The organism is Rhodocaloribacter sp. (assembly GCF_056451265.1).
In genome coordinates, this window is sequence record NZ_JBWOPL010000050.1 from 25,391 (window position 1) to 40,760 (window position 15,370).

Below are 15,370 nucleotides of genomic sequence, written 5' to 3' on the forward strand. Positions count from 1 at the left end.
ACGGATCATCAGGCGGCAACCGCTTGCTGGGCGCGGAGCACGGCTTCTTTCTCCTCGGTCGAGAGCACTTCCTCGAGCTCGAGCAGAATCAGGAGCCGGTCTTCGAGCTTGGCCACGCCGCTGATGTAGTGCGTGTCGATGCCGACGGTCAGGTCCGGGGGAGGCTCAATCACCGATCGGCTGACCCGGATCACTTCCTTGACGGCGTCCATCATGAAGCCCATGACCTTGCCTTCGAGCTCGACCACCACGATGCGGGTCTGGTGATCGGTCGGGCGCGGGGGCAGGCCGAACCGTTTCCGGAGATCGACCACCGGCACGATGCGACCGCGCAGGTTGATGACGCCCTCTACGTAGGACGGCGCGTTGGGCACGCGCGTGATGGCCACGGGCCGGATGATTTCCTGAACGTTCAGGATGTCGATGCCGAACTCCTCATTCTCAATGATGAAGCTGACGAGTTGCAGCAGATCTTCGCTGTGTGTTGCGTATTCACTCATGGGACTCACGAAACTGATGTGAGAAAATGGACATTCGGTAGCGCGTGCGGGAGGCGGTGGCTCTCCGTCGGGTCATGGCGCGCGCGCCGGACGGATTGGCTGAACCCGAAGCCTGGACTTCGGGATAGAGAAGCCCATGCGGAAATGCGGTGCGGAAAGGGGGCTCCGGGGCACCGAGGCCGCATGGGTTGCAGCCGCCCTCGCTAACCATATCGACAATTTCGCGATACTCTTAACCGGCAGTTTTCCTGTTTGGCGTTCGGCAAAAAAAGAGCGTTCTCTCGTTTCCCTTCAACAAAAAAAACCCTGCGCCCGATGCGAGCGCAGGGTTTCGGAAAAAGCGGAGCGGATTACCGCTTCAGGTTGACCGTTTCCTGAAGAAGTTCGTCCGATGTGGTGATGACCCGCGCCGAAGCCTGATAGCCCCGTTGTGCGACGATCATGTCCGTGAATTCCGTGGCCAGGTCCACGTTGCTCATTTCGAGAAAGCCCTCCACGACGGCGGTCTGGATCTCCTGACCGGCGCGTCCGTAGATCGGATCGCCGGATTCGCTGGTGAGGCCGTAGAAGTTTTCTCCGAGGTTTTCGAGGCCGTTCGGATTGTTTACCGAGGCGATGGCAAGTTGATAGAGCGCTTGCTGCTCGCCGTTCGAAAAGTTGAGCGCCACCATGCCGTCGGAATCGATGTAATAGCCGATGACCTGGCCGCGGCCGAACCCGTCCTGATCCTGCACGCCGATGGTCGTCGAACCGCTGTACTGGGTGACTCCGTCTAGCGCGATGGCGAAGGTGCTTCCGCTGGTCACGTAATTCGTGTCGAAGGTCGGTTCGATGGGGTCGGGAGAGGAGAGCGTTCCGTCGACGTCGAAGGTGATGGTGCCCGTTTCGGTAGCAAACGGTGCGGGCGAGAGGTCTCCATTGTATCTGGCCTCGTAGTCCCACTCGTTGGCGTTGGCGGTCTTCGTGAAGGAAACGATGACGCTGTGGGCGCGCCCCTGCTCGTCGTAAATGACGGTAGAGATGTCGACCGTTTCGCCTTCTGCGGTGTCCGAAGGGAGGTTGCCGGCCACGGTCACGTTCTCGGTCACGCGGGGAGGGGCCTGCACCGCGAAGTCGATGGTCACGTCCCGGAAGGCGCTGGTGTCCACGTTTCCGTCGCTGTCGACGGCGTAGCCCTGCACGTTGACGCCGGCGCTGGTGACGAGCCGTCCCTGGTCGTCGAAAGCGAAGTTTCCGGCGCGTGTGAGCATCGTCCGCGAGCCGTTGTTGACCACAAAAAAGCCGTCGCCGTTGAGGGCCATGTCGGTGGCGATGTTCGTGTTCTCGAGCGCGCCCTGGTTCCAGTTCTGGTCGATGGCCGCGACGCCGACGCCAAAGCCGATGAACGAGGAGTTGATGCTCTGGCCGCCGGAGGCGCGGCTGGCGCTGAAGAGCTTCTGCCCGAGCACTTCGCTGAAGGCGGTGCGCCCCCGTTTGAAGCCGATCGAGTTGACGTTGGCGATGTTGTTTCCGACCACATCCATGCGGATCTGGTGGCTCTTGAGGCCGGTGACGGCGGTGCGTAGAGAGCGAATCATGAGGATACTTCCGGTTTGATTGCGTGTGAAAAAGGTTGAAGCGTGGGAGGGGGCGGGTCAGGAGGCGACGCTGGTGACCATTTCGAGCGGCACCGGAACGTCTCCGAGCCAGAGGAGGATGCCGTCGAGGCCGAACGTGACCCGGTCCACGGCGCCGCGCGTCATGGTCGTCGCTTCGACGGTGTTTCCGTCGGCGTCGGTGGCGGCGACTTCGAACGTATAGACGCCCTGCTCGACGGCGGCGCCGTCGCTGTTCTTGCCGTCCCAGTCCACGGTCTGTTCCCCGTCGCCCATCGCACCCACGTCCAGCGTCCGGACGACGTTTCCGGCATCGTCGCGGATGGTGACGGTCACGCTCGTGGCGGCGGCGCCGAGGTCGAACGCGAGCGGCACGTCGCCTTCCCCGGACCAGTCCACGGCATTGCCTTCGGCCTCAATCGTCTGGCCAATGAGGCCGGCGGCGATGCCGGCGTTCGTGCTCTGGGAGAGAAGGTCGATGGAGGCGTTGTTCCCCTCCAGCGTCTCCTTGATGTTGACGAGTTGTTCGACCGTCGAGAACTGGGCGAGCTGGGCGGCAAACTCCTGCCCGTCGAGCGGGTTCAGCGGATCCTGATTGCTGAGCTGGGTCACGAGGAGCTGGAGGAACTCGTCTTCTCCGAGCACCTGAGACCCGGCGTCGAGAGAGGTGGACGAGGCGGCTGCCTCGGGTTCGCCGGGAGAAAAGGGGGACTGGATTTCCATGGGAGGGTTCCGGGAGTCGTGGGACAAAGGTTAGCCGACCCACACGTTGCGGTCGGTGTATCGCTGCGCATGAGGTCGAGCGGCTTCGGAGGCCTCCGCGTTCCGCTCCGAGGTCGGCAGGGCGGAGGGACGCCGGGGAGCGTTCGCGTGCTCGCGTCCGGGCGAAGCGCCGGAGCCGTCGCCGGTAAACGAGAGGTCCACGGAAGCGTCATACTGACGGCGAAGGGCTTCCTGAAGACGGTCCGCATGCTCAGCCGTCAGCGCACGCAGGTGCGGATCGCTGAAACCGACGGTGACGGCGACGCGCTCCGCGTCCCGCCTCGCCTTGATGATCATGGTGCCGTCGCCGTCGTCGAGTTTCATCTCTAGCATGTTCCACCCGTCGCCCGCCGAGAGTGCGCCGCCGCCCTGATGGAGCGCGGCGCGGAGCCAGGCGGCAGAGACAGGGCCGCGCGGGAGCGGGCGGGCAACTCCGTGAAGGGCCTTCACGCCGTCCCGAAGATTGTTTTTGACAAGGCCGAGGACGGCGTCCGCTTCAGACGTGGGGTCGGGCATGGGAGCGTTCCCGTCCATGGACGAGGGCTCGGGGGAGGGTTCGTCCATGGACGGCAGCGACCCCGAGGTCTCTTTTTGCACGGGTGTCGTTCGGGCGTCGGCCTTCTCAACCGGGTCCGACACGTCGCCGTCCGGACGGGCGGGGGCGGAAGCCTGGCGTGGGACCCCGGCGTGTCGCCCGGTCTGTCGGCGCTCACCCTCACCCGCATCCGAGGAGAAAGTCGAGGAACCCTCGCCATCCGCTTCGGCGGATACGGTGGAAAGAATCTCACCCCCCGGATGCGATTTCAAGGGGGATTTCTGCTCGGTCGGCCGAGGCCCTTTTTCCCCGGAGTCTTTCGGCGTTTTTCCGGAAGACTCATCCGAACCATCGGGGACATGCGCCGGTGTTTCTTCAGACGCAGGGGGCGTGACGAAGGAGAGCCCCTCCCTATTCCCGGATGTTTTGTTCGCCGAGGCGGAGAGGGCGTCCGGGCTGTCGGTTGGGCGGGACGTTCGCACCGAGGTGTGGGCGTGCGCAGGCTTTACTTCGGGTTCCGGATCGCCATTCGTTCCGGGGAGCGCTTCTTCGAAAGAGGCGGCCTTTGCGGGGAGGGATGGCGTGGTCTCCGGGGGCAACGTTCCTGGGGCGATGTCTGCGGGGAGCGTTCCTGGGGCGATGTCTGCGGGGAGCGTTCCGGGGGCGATAGTCGAGGGTGCGCCGCTCCCGGCGGGCCGGGCGTCGTCGGACGGGATCTCCGCAGGCGCGGCAACGGGGACCTCGGCGGAGACGGGCGCGCCGAGGACGACGGTCGGCTCGGCCGAGAGCGGTGTGCGCTGCGTCTCGGTCGACTCCGTTTCCGTTGTCGTCTCTGCGGGCGCGTCCTCGGGGGCGTGCGCGTCGATCTCGGCGGCGAGGACCTCGTCGAAGCCGGGTCCGTCGGTGCGTTCGGCTGCGTCCGTCGGCGAGGCGGCCGGTTCGTCCGGCTCGGAACGGGCCACGGGGACTGGGAAAAGGGAAGCCGACTGCATCATCAAACTCCGTTGGCGGTGGTCAGGGGCGGCGAGGAGACGGGCTCGGTGGAAGAGGGAGGCTCCTCCCCCGCGGATGAAGGGAGCGGCGGATTTTCTCCACTTTTGCCGCTCACGAGCTGTTTGACGAACCGCGCGGCCCGATCCGAAGAAAGCGCCTGGAGGATCTTCGTTCGATTCCTCCCGGAAGCCTCCGAATAAAGGATCTCGAGCACGTTCATGTCGAGTTGTTGAAGGATGGGACTGAGTTCCCCGGTCTCTAGTTTGGGCAGGGTGGCGCTCAGATCTTTGGCTTCCACCCGCTGGGCTTCGATGACTTTGAGCCGCTCGTTCAACTCGTCGATCACACGGCGGAGTTCAGAGGTCTCTTGTTCGGTGGACGTCAGGCGTTCATACGCCATCTTCAATGAATCTCGAAGGAACGCGATGGTTTTTTCCTGCTGGAGGATGCTCTCGCGCATACTTGAATCGAGACGCTTGAGCGAGGCATCGAGCGAATCGGTGATGATCCCGAAGGCATGGTACTGCATGGCGACGAGCGCGCTGTCCTCGATGCCGGCCATGGAAGACTGCGCCTGGAGGCTGTCGAGCATGTGCCGGGTCTCCTCGACGCGCTCGGGAGCCAGCATCGGCATCGCAAAATAGATTCCGATGAAACCGAGAAAGAATGCGGGCAGCGCAATGGCTACGATGGTAAGGATCTTCTTCATGAGTCGGTAGAACGTAGCTTTCTAAAGTGACTGGTCAGGGCCTGCTCGTCGAGGAAAGCGATCTCGGATTCGTTGATCTCCCGCTGGTGACGGGCGCGTTCCTCGTCGTGGAGCGTCTGAAGCGTCTCTTCGGCGCGTCGCCGTTCGATCAGAGCGGTCCGGGCGTTTTCCTCGTCCATGCGCTTCTGGGTGAGGGCGCGACGTTCGCGGTCGCGGACGCGCTGGAGGTGCGTGCGGTAGGCGGCGAATCGTCGAAAAGCGAGGGGGCCGGCGGTCCCGGTGAGCGGGGCGGTGAGATTGGCTTCGGCGAGACGGGTTTCCACCTCGGCGAGTTTGGCCTCCTGGGCCTTGCGCGTCTCGATGGCGTGTGTGAGCCTTCGGCGGGCGCGGTTGGACTCGTGGCTTCGCAGCCGGAGCACGCTCGCGAGTGAGAACTGGAACTTCTTTCCTGCCATGACGCCATTTTTCGCAACTATCGGGGAGAACCCTGCGGGTCCGTACTCCATGCAAAAGACCGGCCAATCCGGGGCATCGGGGAGAAAGCTCCGGCGTTTGTTTCAGGGCGCCGACGACCGGGCCGGTTTGCTTGCCCGATGTCGGGCGCGCGTGAGGGTGCGGCGCATTGCGGGTTCGTCTATGCTTCGCCGGGCCCGATCGTCTGTAGGACCGAACGGAGGGTTTGGGAGGCATCGGGGTCGGCGGGCTCGGTGGTGCTCTGACGGAGGAAGTGGTTGAGGGGGGCGTGCGCCGCGATGGCGGCGTCTACTTCGGGGCTCGTGCCGGGCTCATAGGCGCCGATGCGGATGAGGTCCTCGGCCTCCCGGTAGGCGGCCAACAGGCGCCGGGCGCGGTGGGCAGCCTCCCGCGCTTCGGGCGGGGTGACGCGCGGCATCACGCGGCTGACGCTCTGAAGCACGTCGATGGCGGGGAAATGGTTGGCATGGGCAAGCTTTCGGGAGAGCACGATATGGCCGTCGAGGATGCCCCGGGCGGCGTCGCCGATGGGCTCGTTCATGTCGTCGCCGTCGACGAGCACGGTGAAGATGCCGGTGATGGTGCCTTTGGCGCCGGGGCCGGCGCGTTCGAGCAGGCGCGGGAGCATGGCGAAGACGCTGGGGGTGTACCCGCGCGTCGTCGGCGGCTCGCCTACGGCCAGCCCGATCTCCCGCTGGGCCATCGCCACGCGCGTGACGGAATCCATCATGAGCAAAACGTCGAGACCTCGGTCCCGGAAATACTCGGCGATGGCGAGGGCCGCATGCGCTCCTTTGACGCGGCTCATGGCGGCCTGATCGCCGGTGACGGCCACCACGACGGAGCGCTTCAACCCTTCTTCGCCGAGGTTGTCCACGATGAACTCCTGCACTTCACGCCCGCGTTCGCCGATGAGCGCGATCACGTTCACGTCGGCTTCGGCGCGGCGGGCGATCATGCCGAGGAGCGTGCTTTTGCCGACGCCGGAGCCGGCGAAGATGCCGATGCGCTGCCCTTTGCCGATGGTGAGGAAGGCGTCGATGGCGCGCACCCCGGTGCGGAGCGGCTCCCGGATCATCTGCCGTTCGAGCGGAGAGGGCGGCTCGGCGTGGACGGGTTGCTCGTCTTCGAGGAGGAGCGGGCCCTTGCCGTCGAGCGGATGGCCGTGTCCGTCGATGACACGGCCCAGGAGCGCCTCGCCCACCGCCACGGAGAGGGGCAGGTCCGAACGTTGCACCAGGCATCCCGCGCGCAACCCCGCAGTCTGTTCGAGCGGCATGAGCACCGACGTTCGGCCCCGCACCCCCACGACTTCCGCCGGCACCCTCCGCCCGTCGCGGATGTCCCTCTCATAGATGAAGCACAACTCGCCGACGGCGGCGTGCACGTCGCTGGCCTCCACCAGAAGCCCGACCACGGATTGCACTTTCCCGAAATGGAGCATGTGCACGGGGTTGGCGAGGACGTCTTCGAGACAGTGGGCGAGATGGCTCATGGGTTGCGGGTTCGAGACAATGGAAAGGGAACGGCGCCGGCGCGGATCAGTGGTCGAGCGGGGGCAGGCCCAGGCGCTCGCGGAGCGTTGCGAGAAGCTCCTCTTTGACGTGGCGGATCATGGCGGCGGGAGACTGCACGATCCAGTCGCCTTCCTGGAGCCTTTCGTCGGAATCCCATTCGAGGCCGGGGTGCGCGGCGGAAAGCTCGTCCGCCAGGCCGGATTCCCGAAGGCGAAGCAGGTCGACGGGGTGGAGGCTGATGCGCAGTTGCGCTTCACCGGCCAGGCGGTCGACGGCCTTTGAGAGGGTCCGGGTGGCGAGGTCCTTGACATCGGTGGGGAGCGGCGCGTCGAGGATGGTGCGGGCCGTGGTGAAGGCCAGATGAGCGAGCATGGGTTCGGCTTTTTCCATGAAGGCCCGCCAGGCTTCCTTGAGGCGCGCGGCATCCGCGACGAAGGCGGCTTTCGCGGATGCAACCTCTGCGCGGAGCGCTTCTTCCGCCTCGGCGCGTCCGGCGTCATAGCCTTCTTTCCGCGCTTGCTCGACCGCCACGGTCATGCGCGCCTGCCAGGCGGCGTCCCACTCGGCCTTCAGCGCTTCGGGGTCTACGGGCGGCGGCGGGGGCGGCTCCACCGGCTCGACGGCTTCGGGCTCCGGGGCGGCCAGCGGGAACTCGGGCTCCGGAGCGAGGGCGGGCAACTCGAAGGGCTCGGCGAGCAGGGCCGCCTCGTTCCGTCGCACGACGCCGCTCAGCCGATAAGGCGTCTCCTCTTCCGCCTCCACGGGCGCGACTGCAATGCGGGTGCGCGGGATGCGGCGTTGAAGCCGCTCGGAAGACTGGGGTTCGGGTGCGCCGACAACCTGCGCGGTGTCCGACTTGATGATTCTGGGAAGGGTATGCATCGGTCGCGTGAAACGTTGGGAGCATGAAGGAGAGCAAGGTCGATCGTTCGATAGGGCGATCGTTCGAGTAGACAACGACCGGCCTGATCGATCCGCCAACCGGCAAGTACGGGTCTATACGTAGTCGTCCTTCGAACGGGAGAGCGTAATTTCCTCCTGTTCTTCGAGGGTTTGGGCCACCTCGAGGATGCGGCGCTGGGCTTCCTCCACGTCGCGCACCCGCACCTGTCCCATCAGTTCGATCTCCTCCTGGATCATGGCCGCCGCCCGCTCGCTGACGTTCTTGAGCATCTTCTCCTGCAGGTCCGGCGAAGCGCCCTTGAGCGCCAGCACCAGGTCTTTCTGCTCCACTTCGACGAGGAGCCGCTGGAGGTCGCGTTCGTTCACGTTGACGAGGTCGTCGAAGACGAACATGAGCCCCTTGACGCTGTTGGCCAGTTCCGGATCGCGCTCCCGGATGCCCTCCATGATGTTGCGTTCGGCGGAGCGGCTGATGCTGTTGAGGATCTCCGCCACCTTTTCGATGCCGCCCTGCATGCTCAGCTCCGTCCCGATGACCGAACCGATCTGGTCGCGGATCACCTCCTCGATGTCGCGCAGGAGCTCGGGAGAGGTCTTGCCCATCGTCGCGAGGCGGTACATGATTTCGTTTTGAAGCTCCTGATCGAAGTGACCGATGATGTCGGCGGCTTTTCTGGGGTTGAGGTTGGCGAGGATGAGCGAAGCCGTCTGCGGATGTTCGTTCTTGAGGAAGTTGGCCAACTGGCTCGTCTCGACGGTCTGAAGCAGGTGGAAGGCCGAGACCTGCATGGCCGCCTCGATCTTCATGATGATCTCTTCCGCGCGGCGTGGGCCGAGGGCGCTCTGGAGGGCCTCACGCGCGAAGTTGATGCCGCCCTGCGTGATGTAGTCGTGCGCCATGGTCATGTCGCGATACTCGAACAAGACCGTCTCGACGAGATCGCTCGATACGTTCCGAAGCTTGGCGATTTCGATGGAGATGCGCTCGACTTCCTCGGCGGGAAGGGCGCGCAAGACGGCGCTGGCGGCCTCGGTGCCGATGGATACGAGCAGAATGGCCGCTTTCTTGGCTCCGGAGAGGCTCTTGGAGATCGCGGCGTAATCCGGCGTATCATTCACCTCAGGGGTTTTCTCTACGGTTGCGACGGCTTCGGACATGGGCGGTCTGAGGGTTGAGGTCGGGGAGGTCGGGGAAGGTCAGGCTTCTACCGGCTGGGGGTCCTCGGCCATCCACGAGATGAGCAGTTCTGCGGTGTCCTCGGGATGCTTGGCGATCTGCTCTTTGATCTCTTCGAAGAGCTTGTGCTTGGCCTTGATCCGGGCTTTGGCTTCGGCGGAGAGTTTACTCGTGTAGATGTCTTCGACGAGAATGAACTCTTCCTCTTGAGGAGCGGTGAGCCGGCGGTTTACGTCGGCGGCGCCGTCCGGGAGCCCGGCAGGAACCTGGCCCTCCGGGAGCGCTGCCGGGTCGGCGTCGGCCAGGGCCTGTGATTCTCCGTGGACGAGCTCCGTGGTGCGTCGCGCGGCCGAGCGCATCAGCCAGAGCGCAAGGAGGATGGCGAGGGCCATAAGTCCATATCGCACATAGAGTTGTACCTCTTCTTTAAACTGTTGCTCGCGGAAATCGGCAGCTATCTGTTCGTTGATGCTGTTGTCGAAGACGGTCTGGGAAATGGCAAACCGGTCGCCGCGCTCTTCTTTGAAGCCGACGGCATTCTTGACGAGCGCCTCGATCTCGGCCAGCTCATCGGCGGTGTAGGGGCGGGGTTGCGGTTTGGCCTCGGGGTCGTCCGCGGGCGGCGTCGACATCTTCTGATTGAGGATGACCGACACGGTGAGATAGGAGAGCTCGCCGATGCTCTTCTCCGTCCGCGCCCGGGTCTCGCTCAACTCGTAGTTTTTAACGGAGGACTTGGCCGTGTCCACGTCGGAGTTTTCCTCCAGACGTTCCTCGCTGATGACCGTAGCGCTCTCCGGGTCGATGTTCTTGGTTTCGACGAGCGAGCGGGTGAAGTCGAGCGTGGCCGCCACGCGAACGATGGCGTTGCCCTGCCCGAGGACGCGGTCGAGCATCGACTGCCCGTTCTGGGCAAGGTGTGTTTCGACATCGCGTTGCATATCGAGTTGCGTCGACGTGAGCATCACGTCGGTGTCGCCCTGGTTGGGGTTGGAGAGCAGGTTGCCGCGCGTGTCGAGCAGCGTGACGTCTGCGGGATTCATGCCTTCGACCGCTCCGGCGACGAGCGAGGTGATGCCGAGGGTCTGCGATTCGGTCAGGGTGCTGTTGCCGTTGAGTTGGAGCACGACGGAGGCGGTGGCGGGGCTCTGGGTATCCGAGAAGGCGCGTTTCTCGGGCAGGACCAGATGCACGCGCGCCATGCTCACCTGTTTGAGGCTGGCGATCGTGCGGGCGAGTTCCCCTTCAAGGGCGCGGCGGAGGTTCACCTTCTGCATGAAGTTGGTCATCCCGAGCGCCCCGGTGTCGAAGAGCTTGTCGCCGAGGGGGCCGTCCGAGATGACGTCTTCGCCCATCATGGTCAGTCGAAGTTCGTACACCTTCTCGCGCGGCACGTAGATGGCCGTGCCGTTCTCCTTCAACTCATACGTGACGCCCTTGTCCGTGAGGGTCTCGATGGCGCGGCTGGCCTCGCTGGGTTTGAGGTTGCTGAAGAGGAGGGCATAATCAGGACGGCTCGCCCAGTAGCCGACGCCGGCGAGTATGGCGATGCTGCCGAGGATAACCGCGCCCAGGGCCAGTTTCTGGCGGGGAGGGAGACGTTTGAGAAACTCCGTGAACTGTTCCAAAAATCCGTTCATCCTACTTCGAGTACTCCCTGTCTATGCTCAAGGATGGGGGGCGTATGCTAGACCTGCATGCGCATTAATTCCTGATAGGTATCCAGCATCTTGTTTCGGACTTCCGTCATGAGTTGAAACGAGAGTTGGGCCTGGTTCATCGCGATCATCACTTCGTGCACGTTCTCCTGTTCTCCGGAGATGAAGGCCGTCATTTGTTCGCCCGCCTCTTTCTGCGCGCCGTCCACGCTTTCGATGGCTTCTTTCAGCGTTTCGGTGAAACCGGCGCCGTCCCCGGCGCCCATGCGGGGACGGGGAAGGCTGCGAGGATCGTCGGAGCCGGAAATACCGGCAGAACGCATCCGTTGGAGTTCGGAGAGAGTCATGAGGAACGCGGGTTGGCTTCTTTGGGATCAGGCTCGGAGGTCGAGACGGCTGCCGAGGGCCCGGGGCGTCATGGTGCGGCTGCCGGCGCCGGGACCGTAGAGCCGGAGCGAAAGCGCCGGCGTGGGCGGAAACTCACGAGCGATCATCTGCTGCTCCTCGGGCGAGAGCGGCGGGCCGGGCACGGCGGCTTCGGTGCGTCGGGCGGCTGCCGGCTTCGGTGCATCGGGAGCCTTCTGCGCCGGGACCGGTTCGCGCGCGGAAGACGTCCGCTGATACGGATGAATCGATCCGTTCAAAAAAGAGTTGATGCGGTTGCTCATGTGATCTCGGAAAAAGTCGGCGTGGTCAACGTATGCGTCGAATCGTGGCTCAGATGTCGAGAGTTCTCTTGATCATGTCCTTGGCCGTTTGCACCGCCGAGAGGTTGGCTTCATAGATCCGGCTTGCGGAAACCATCATGGCCATCTCCTCGACGATGTTGACGTCCGGATAGTAGACGTATCCGTCGGCGTCGGCGTGCGGGTGGGTGGGGTCGTATTCCTGCCGCAGCCGGATCTTTTCGTCGATCTCCGTGGTGGGGCCGAGCTCGGCCTTGTGGAGCCGGGTGCGCAGCGTGGGGCCGCTCAGGTGCCGCCCGTCTTTGGTGGACATCTCGCCATTGACCTGGCTGATCAGGTCCGAGAACCTCGTGTATTCTTCGTCGGAGACGCGGTGCACGGCGCGTTTGATGGCGTACGGAGAGCCGTCGGCGGTGCGGGTGGTGGAGGCGTTGGCGATGTTCTCCGAGGCGGCGCCGAGCGCGATCCGCTGGGCCTGCATACCGCGTGCAGACGTTCGGAAAACACTGAAGAAACGTTCGTTGATCAGCATGGAGCGGCGGGAGTGCGGAGGATAGAAGGGGGGCGGAGGTTAGCGTCGGGCCAGGCGGCGTTAGCCCGTGCGTCCCGTGATCGACATGCGGAGCATGCCGAAGTGCTCCTTGAGCGCGCGTGTGGCAAACTGGGTGCGCATCTGCGTGTCGGCCAGCTCCATCAGTTCGTTTTCCAGAACCGGCGGACCTTCCTCGACCCGCATCTTCGGCTTGACGTCGGTTACGTCGCGACTGCCGGGCACCTCATGGCGCACCTCCTGTAAAGTTTCCTCAAACGTGACCGATACGCGTTGGTAGTCGGGCGTGTCGAGGTTGGCGATGTTGGCCGAGAGCGCCTGCATGCGCCACGTATAGGCCTGCATGGCGCGTGAGAGGAGTTTGAGCTTGGGCGTTTCCATAACCGCTCCTAGACTTCAGGATAGCGTGACTGCACGCAGCCGCGATGCAACCATTGTGCCCTTTGTGCGAAGGGGCGGGGGCGGTATGCCCGGGCGGGCGCCGAGAGCGGAAGGAGAGACAGGCCGGCGTGAGCGAGAATACCCGCGAGAACGGATGCATTCCCGGAGAGCCGCCGCCCGAAAGCGACGGGCGCAGGGCCAGCGACGGATGCGCGCGCGAGGGCGCCCGGGGAACGCGCGCATGCAGATCGATGCCGGGAAAAAAGTACGTGGCGGGGAAAGAATTGCCTGACGTTCGGACGATGAAATCTGCGGTTTCCCTTCAGCTTCAGGATCTCCCGGCCGATATGAAGGAGGGCCGTGCGCAGGTCGGATCTACGCGTCAGGGAGAACGCCGGCGCGTTTCATAGCATCCACGGGTTCGTGGGGCGAAGAGGCGGACCGGAGCGGGAACGGGATCGCAACGCTGCTCCATCCGGCAGCTTCGTCGGTGGCATATGATTTGACCGAGCGCTTCGTACGTGCAAACGCCTTCCGTTTCATCGCGCAGTTTGCATAGACGCAGCATCACGTGAACGACGTTTTCTTACGGCACACCGACTTGGCCTCCTCTACGGCACAGCGTTCGAATCAGAGCCCACGTTCGAGGTCCTCCTCGGACGAACCGTTGACGCATCTCGCTCAGGTGCTCGCGCACCGGATACGCGGGCTCGTGACGGGGATCGAAGGGTATACGGATCTGCTCATCGACTCGCTGGCCATGCGAGAGCAACGCGACCTGGCGCTTCGCATCCTCGAGAGCGCCATGCGAATCGAACGGGTTCTGGCCGATCTTCAGCGGTACGGCCGCGAGATTGCGCCCGTGGTGCAATGCCTGCCCGTCAGCGCCGTGCTCGACGCGCTCGTGGCCGCCCTCGACGACGACGATCTCGAACGCATCGGCTTCGATGTGAAGGAAGACGCGGACGTCCAGCTTCGCGCCGACCCGGTGCTCCTCCGGCAGGCGCTCCTCATCCTGGTTCAAAACGCCATCGATGCCACCCGACAGGGCGGGGCGATCCTGTTCGCTACCGAAGGGGATCACGCCAACCGATCCTTTCATTTCGTGATCCAAAATGACGGCTTCATCCCGTTCGAAGATGCCGAGACGAAAGTCTTCTCCCCGTTTTTTACCACGAAGGCGCATAACCTCGGCGTCGGGTTGACGCTTGCGCGGCGGATCGCACGGGCGCACGGGGGCACGTTGCGTCTCTCGGCAAACGATCCGGAGACGGGCGTCCGGTTCGTCTTGACGTTGCCGATCCACGAAACCGGGGCCTGACGCGGAAACGCATAGGGGAGACGAAGAGCATTTCGTCGACGGCGCGAAAAGATGCCGGGGGCTGCCACGCACGCTCCGACCGGGCTGGAAAGCGGCGACTCAGGGGCGAAATATTAGGCCATCCTGTGGATGCGGGCATTTTCACCTTATATTGCGGTGAGGCCGGGAGGTCTGAAGGTGAATGTCGTACGTACCGCAAGCAAAGGTTCATGGATCGTCAACCCCGTATTCTCTTCGTCGACGACGAGCAACTCTTACATAATCTATTCGAACGACTTTTTGCCCGGCACGGGATGGAGGTGGTCAGTTGCTCGACGGCCACCCAGGCCATGGAGATCCTCAAGGAACAGGCCTTCGACCTTGTCGTCACGGATTTCATGATGCCGGACATGGACGGGCTCGAGCTCCTGGCGCACATCCGACAGGAGTATCCGGAGACGCGCGTGATCATGATCACGGCCCACGCCAACGTGCAACATGCCGTCCGGACGATGCAGTACGGCGCCATCGACTATATCGCCAAGCCTTTCGCGACGGCGGATCTGGTGGAGCGGGTCAAGGCCTCTCTGGCGACTCCGGCCGCGGACTCCGAAAAACCGAAGACGCGGGCGAAGGCGAGCGCTTCCCGGAAGAAGCAGGCGAAGGTCTCCTTTATCGGAGAGTCCCCCAACATCCAGCGGCTCAAGGAGCGGCTGCCCCGCGTGGCCAAGAACCGCGCGCCGGTCTTTATCCAGGGCGAGAGCGGGACGGGTAAAGAAGTGCTCGCCCGACAGATCCATCTGATGAGCGAGCGCGCTGAAGGGCCGTATGTGACGATCAATTGCGCCAACCTGCCCCGTGAACTGGTGGAGAGCCACCTTTTCGGGCATCGGAAAGGAGCGTTCACCGGCGCCATCGACGACATGGTCGGCGCCTTCGAGCGGGCCGACGGCGGGACCCTCCTGCTCGACGAGATCACCGAGGTGGAACCGGCCGTGCAGGCCAAACTCCTGCGCGTGTTGCAGGAGCGCGAATTTCAGCGCGTGGGGACGACCGAGCCGCAGAAGGTGGACGTCCGCGTGATCGCTACGAGCAACCGAAACGTCGGAGACGCCATCGCCGAAGGCATCTTTCGCGAGGACCTCTATCACCGGCTCTCGGTTTTTCCTCTGATGGTGCCGCCTCTGCGCGAGCGCATTTCCGACGTGCCGTTACTCGCGAAACATTTCGTGCGCAAATACTGCGAACTCTATGGCCTTCCGGAGAAAAAACTCTCCAAGGACCTCATGAGGCGCTTCAAGTCTCATTCCTGGCCCGGGAACGTGCGCCAACTCGAAAACATGGTCCAGCGCGGGGTGATCCTATCCGCCGACGAGGAGACCATCGAGGTGGAACACGTGTTCGATGAGTTCTTCGCCGAGGCCGAAGCCAACGGAAGCGGGAAACGGCCCGACGAAAAGATGCAGACCATCGAGGACATGGAGCGGTACATGATCCTTCAGGCGCTCTCTGAGTCGGGCAACAACCAGCAACTCGCAGCGGAGCGTCTCGGCATCAGCGCCCGGACCATTCGGAACAAGCTGCGGAAGTACCGGGAAGAGGGGCACATCACCTGACGTCGCGCGGGTGC

16 protein-coding genes are annotated in these 15,370 nt (G+C 63.9%); 2 read left to right on the forward strand and 14 right to left on the reverse strand.

Features of this window, described 5'->3' with window-relative positions; genetic code table 11:
• Positions 1 to 8 precede the first annotated feature (8 nt).
• The 14 genes from AC1HIY_RS08625 to AC1HIY_RS08690 all read right to left on the reverse strand — a co-directional run bounded on the left by AC1HIY_RS08625 (position 9) and on the right by AC1HIY_RS08690 (position 12,440).
• Positions 9 to 500 (reverse strand): chemotaxis protein CheW, encoded by a 492-nt coding sequence (locus tag AC1HIY_RS08625; RefSeq protein WP_479576321.1) that lies wholly within the window; start codon positions 498 to 500, stop codon positions 9 to 11.
• A gap of 350 nt (positions 501 to 850) precedes the next feature.
• Positions 851 to 2,077, reverse strand: a complete 1,227-nt coding sequence (locus AC1HIY_RS08630) for a flagellar hook protein FlgE (RefSeq protein ID WP_479576322.1) — start codon at positions 2,075 to 2,077, stop codon at positions 851 to 853.
• Positions 2,078 to 2,134: 57 nt separating this feature from the next.
• A complete protein-coding gene (locus AC1HIY_RS08635) occupies positions 2,135 to 2,818 on the reverse strand; it encodes a flagellar hook assembly protein FlgD (protein WP_479576323.1) in 684 nt (227 codons plus the stop codon).
• Positions 2,819 to 2,848: 30 nt separating this feature from the next.
• Positions 2,849 to 3,373, reverse strand: a complete 525-nt coding sequence (locus AC1HIY_RS08640) for a hypothetical protein (RefSeq protein ID WP_479576324.1) — start codon at positions 3,371 to 3,373, stop codon at positions 2,849 to 2,851.
• A gap of 1,013 nt (positions 3,374 to 4,386) precedes the next feature.
• On the reverse strand, positions 4,387 to 5,094 hold the full coding sequence (locus AC1HIY_RS08645) for a MotE family protein (RefSeq protein WP_479576325.1): 708 nt from the start codon (positions 5,092 to 5,094) through the stop codon (positions 4,387 to 4,389).
• Positions 5,091 to 5,549 carry a flagellar export protein FliJ gene (fliJ, locus tag AC1HIY_RS08650; RefSeq protein WP_479576326.1) on the reverse strand — a complete coding sequence of 153 codons (459 nt, stop codon included), beginning with the start codon at positions 5,547 to 5,549 and terminating at the stop codon, positions 5,091 to 5,093. The genes AC1HIY_RS08645 and fliJ overlap by 4 nt, the downstream gene beginning before the upstream one ends.
• A gap of 179 nt (positions 5,550 to 5,728) precedes the next feature.
• A complete protein-coding gene (locus AC1HIY_RS08655) occupies positions 5,729 to 7,063 on the reverse strand; it encodes a FliI/YscN family ATPase (RefSeq protein WP_479576327.1) in 1,335 nt (444 codons plus the stop codon).
• 46 nt (positions 7,064 to 7,109) lie between these two features.
• Positions 7,110 to 7,967 (reverse strand): FliH/SctL family protein, encoded by an 858-nt coding sequence (locus tag AC1HIY_RS08660; RefSeq protein ID WP_479576328.1) that lies wholly within the window; start codon positions 7,965 to 7,967, stop codon positions 7,110 to 7,112.
• A gap of 114 nt (positions 7,968 to 8,081) precedes the next feature.
• A complete protein-coding gene (fliG, locus tag AC1HIY_RS08665) occupies positions 8,082 to 9,146 on the reverse strand; it encodes a flagellar motor switch protein FliG (protein ID WP_479576329.1) in 1,065 nt (354 codons plus the stop codon).
• A gap of 39 nt (positions 9,147 to 9,185) precedes the next feature.
• Positions 9,186 to 10,805, reverse strand: a complete 1,620-nt coding sequence (gene fliF / locus AC1HIY_RS08670) for a flagellar basal-body MS-ring/collar protein FliF (RefSeq protein WP_479576330.1) — start codon at positions 10,803 to 10,805, stop codon at positions 9,186 to 9,188.
• A gap of 47 nt (positions 10,806 to 10,852) precedes the next feature.
• The gene (gene fliE, locus AC1HIY_RS08675) at positions 10,853 to 11,170 is read right to left on the reverse strand and encodes a flagellar hook-basal body complex protein FliE (protein ID WP_479576331.1); all 318 of its coding nucleotides are present in this window, start codon (positions 11,168 to 11,170) and stop codon (positions 10,853 to 10,855) included.
• A gap of 27 nt (positions 11,171 to 11,197) precedes the next feature.
• Entirely contained in the window at positions 11,198 to 11,491 is a 294-nt protein-coding gene (locus AC1HIY_RS08680; protein ID WP_479576332.1) for a hypothetical protein, read from the reverse strand.
• Positions 11,492 to 11,540: 49 nt separating this feature from the next.
• Positions 11,541 to 12,041, reverse strand: coding sequence for a flagellar basal body rod protein FlgC (gene flgC, locus AC1HIY_RS08685; protein WP_479576333.1), 501 nt, complete (start codon positions 12,039 to 12,041; stop codon positions 11,541 to 11,543).
• A 60-nt stretch (positions 12,042 to 12,101) separates the two neighbouring features.
• On the reverse strand, positions 12,102 to 12,440 hold the full coding sequence (locus tag AC1HIY_RS08690; protein WP_479576334.1) for a flagellar basal body rod protein FlgB: 339 nt from the start codon (positions 12,438 to 12,440) through the stop codon (positions 12,102 to 12,104).
• Between the two features lie 667 nt (positions 12,441 to 13,107).
• Between AC1HIY_RS08690 and AC1HIY_RS08695 the strand changes: the two genes are divergently transcribed.
• Complete coding sequence (locus AC1HIY_RS08695; protein ID WP_479576335.1) at positions 13,108 to 13,761, forward strand: ATP-binding protein; 654 nt, start codon at positions 13,108 to 13,110, stop codon at positions 13,759 to 13,761.
• 209 nt (positions 13,762 to 13,970) lie between these two features.
• Positions 13,971 to 15,356: a sigma-54-dependent transcriptional regulator gene (locus AC1HIY_RS08700; RefSeq protein WP_479576336.1), complete on the forward strand. Its 1,386-nt coding sequence runs from the start codon at positions 13,971 to 13,973 to the stop codon at positions 15,354 to 15,356.
• Positions 15,357 to 15,370 lie beyond the last annotated feature (14 nt).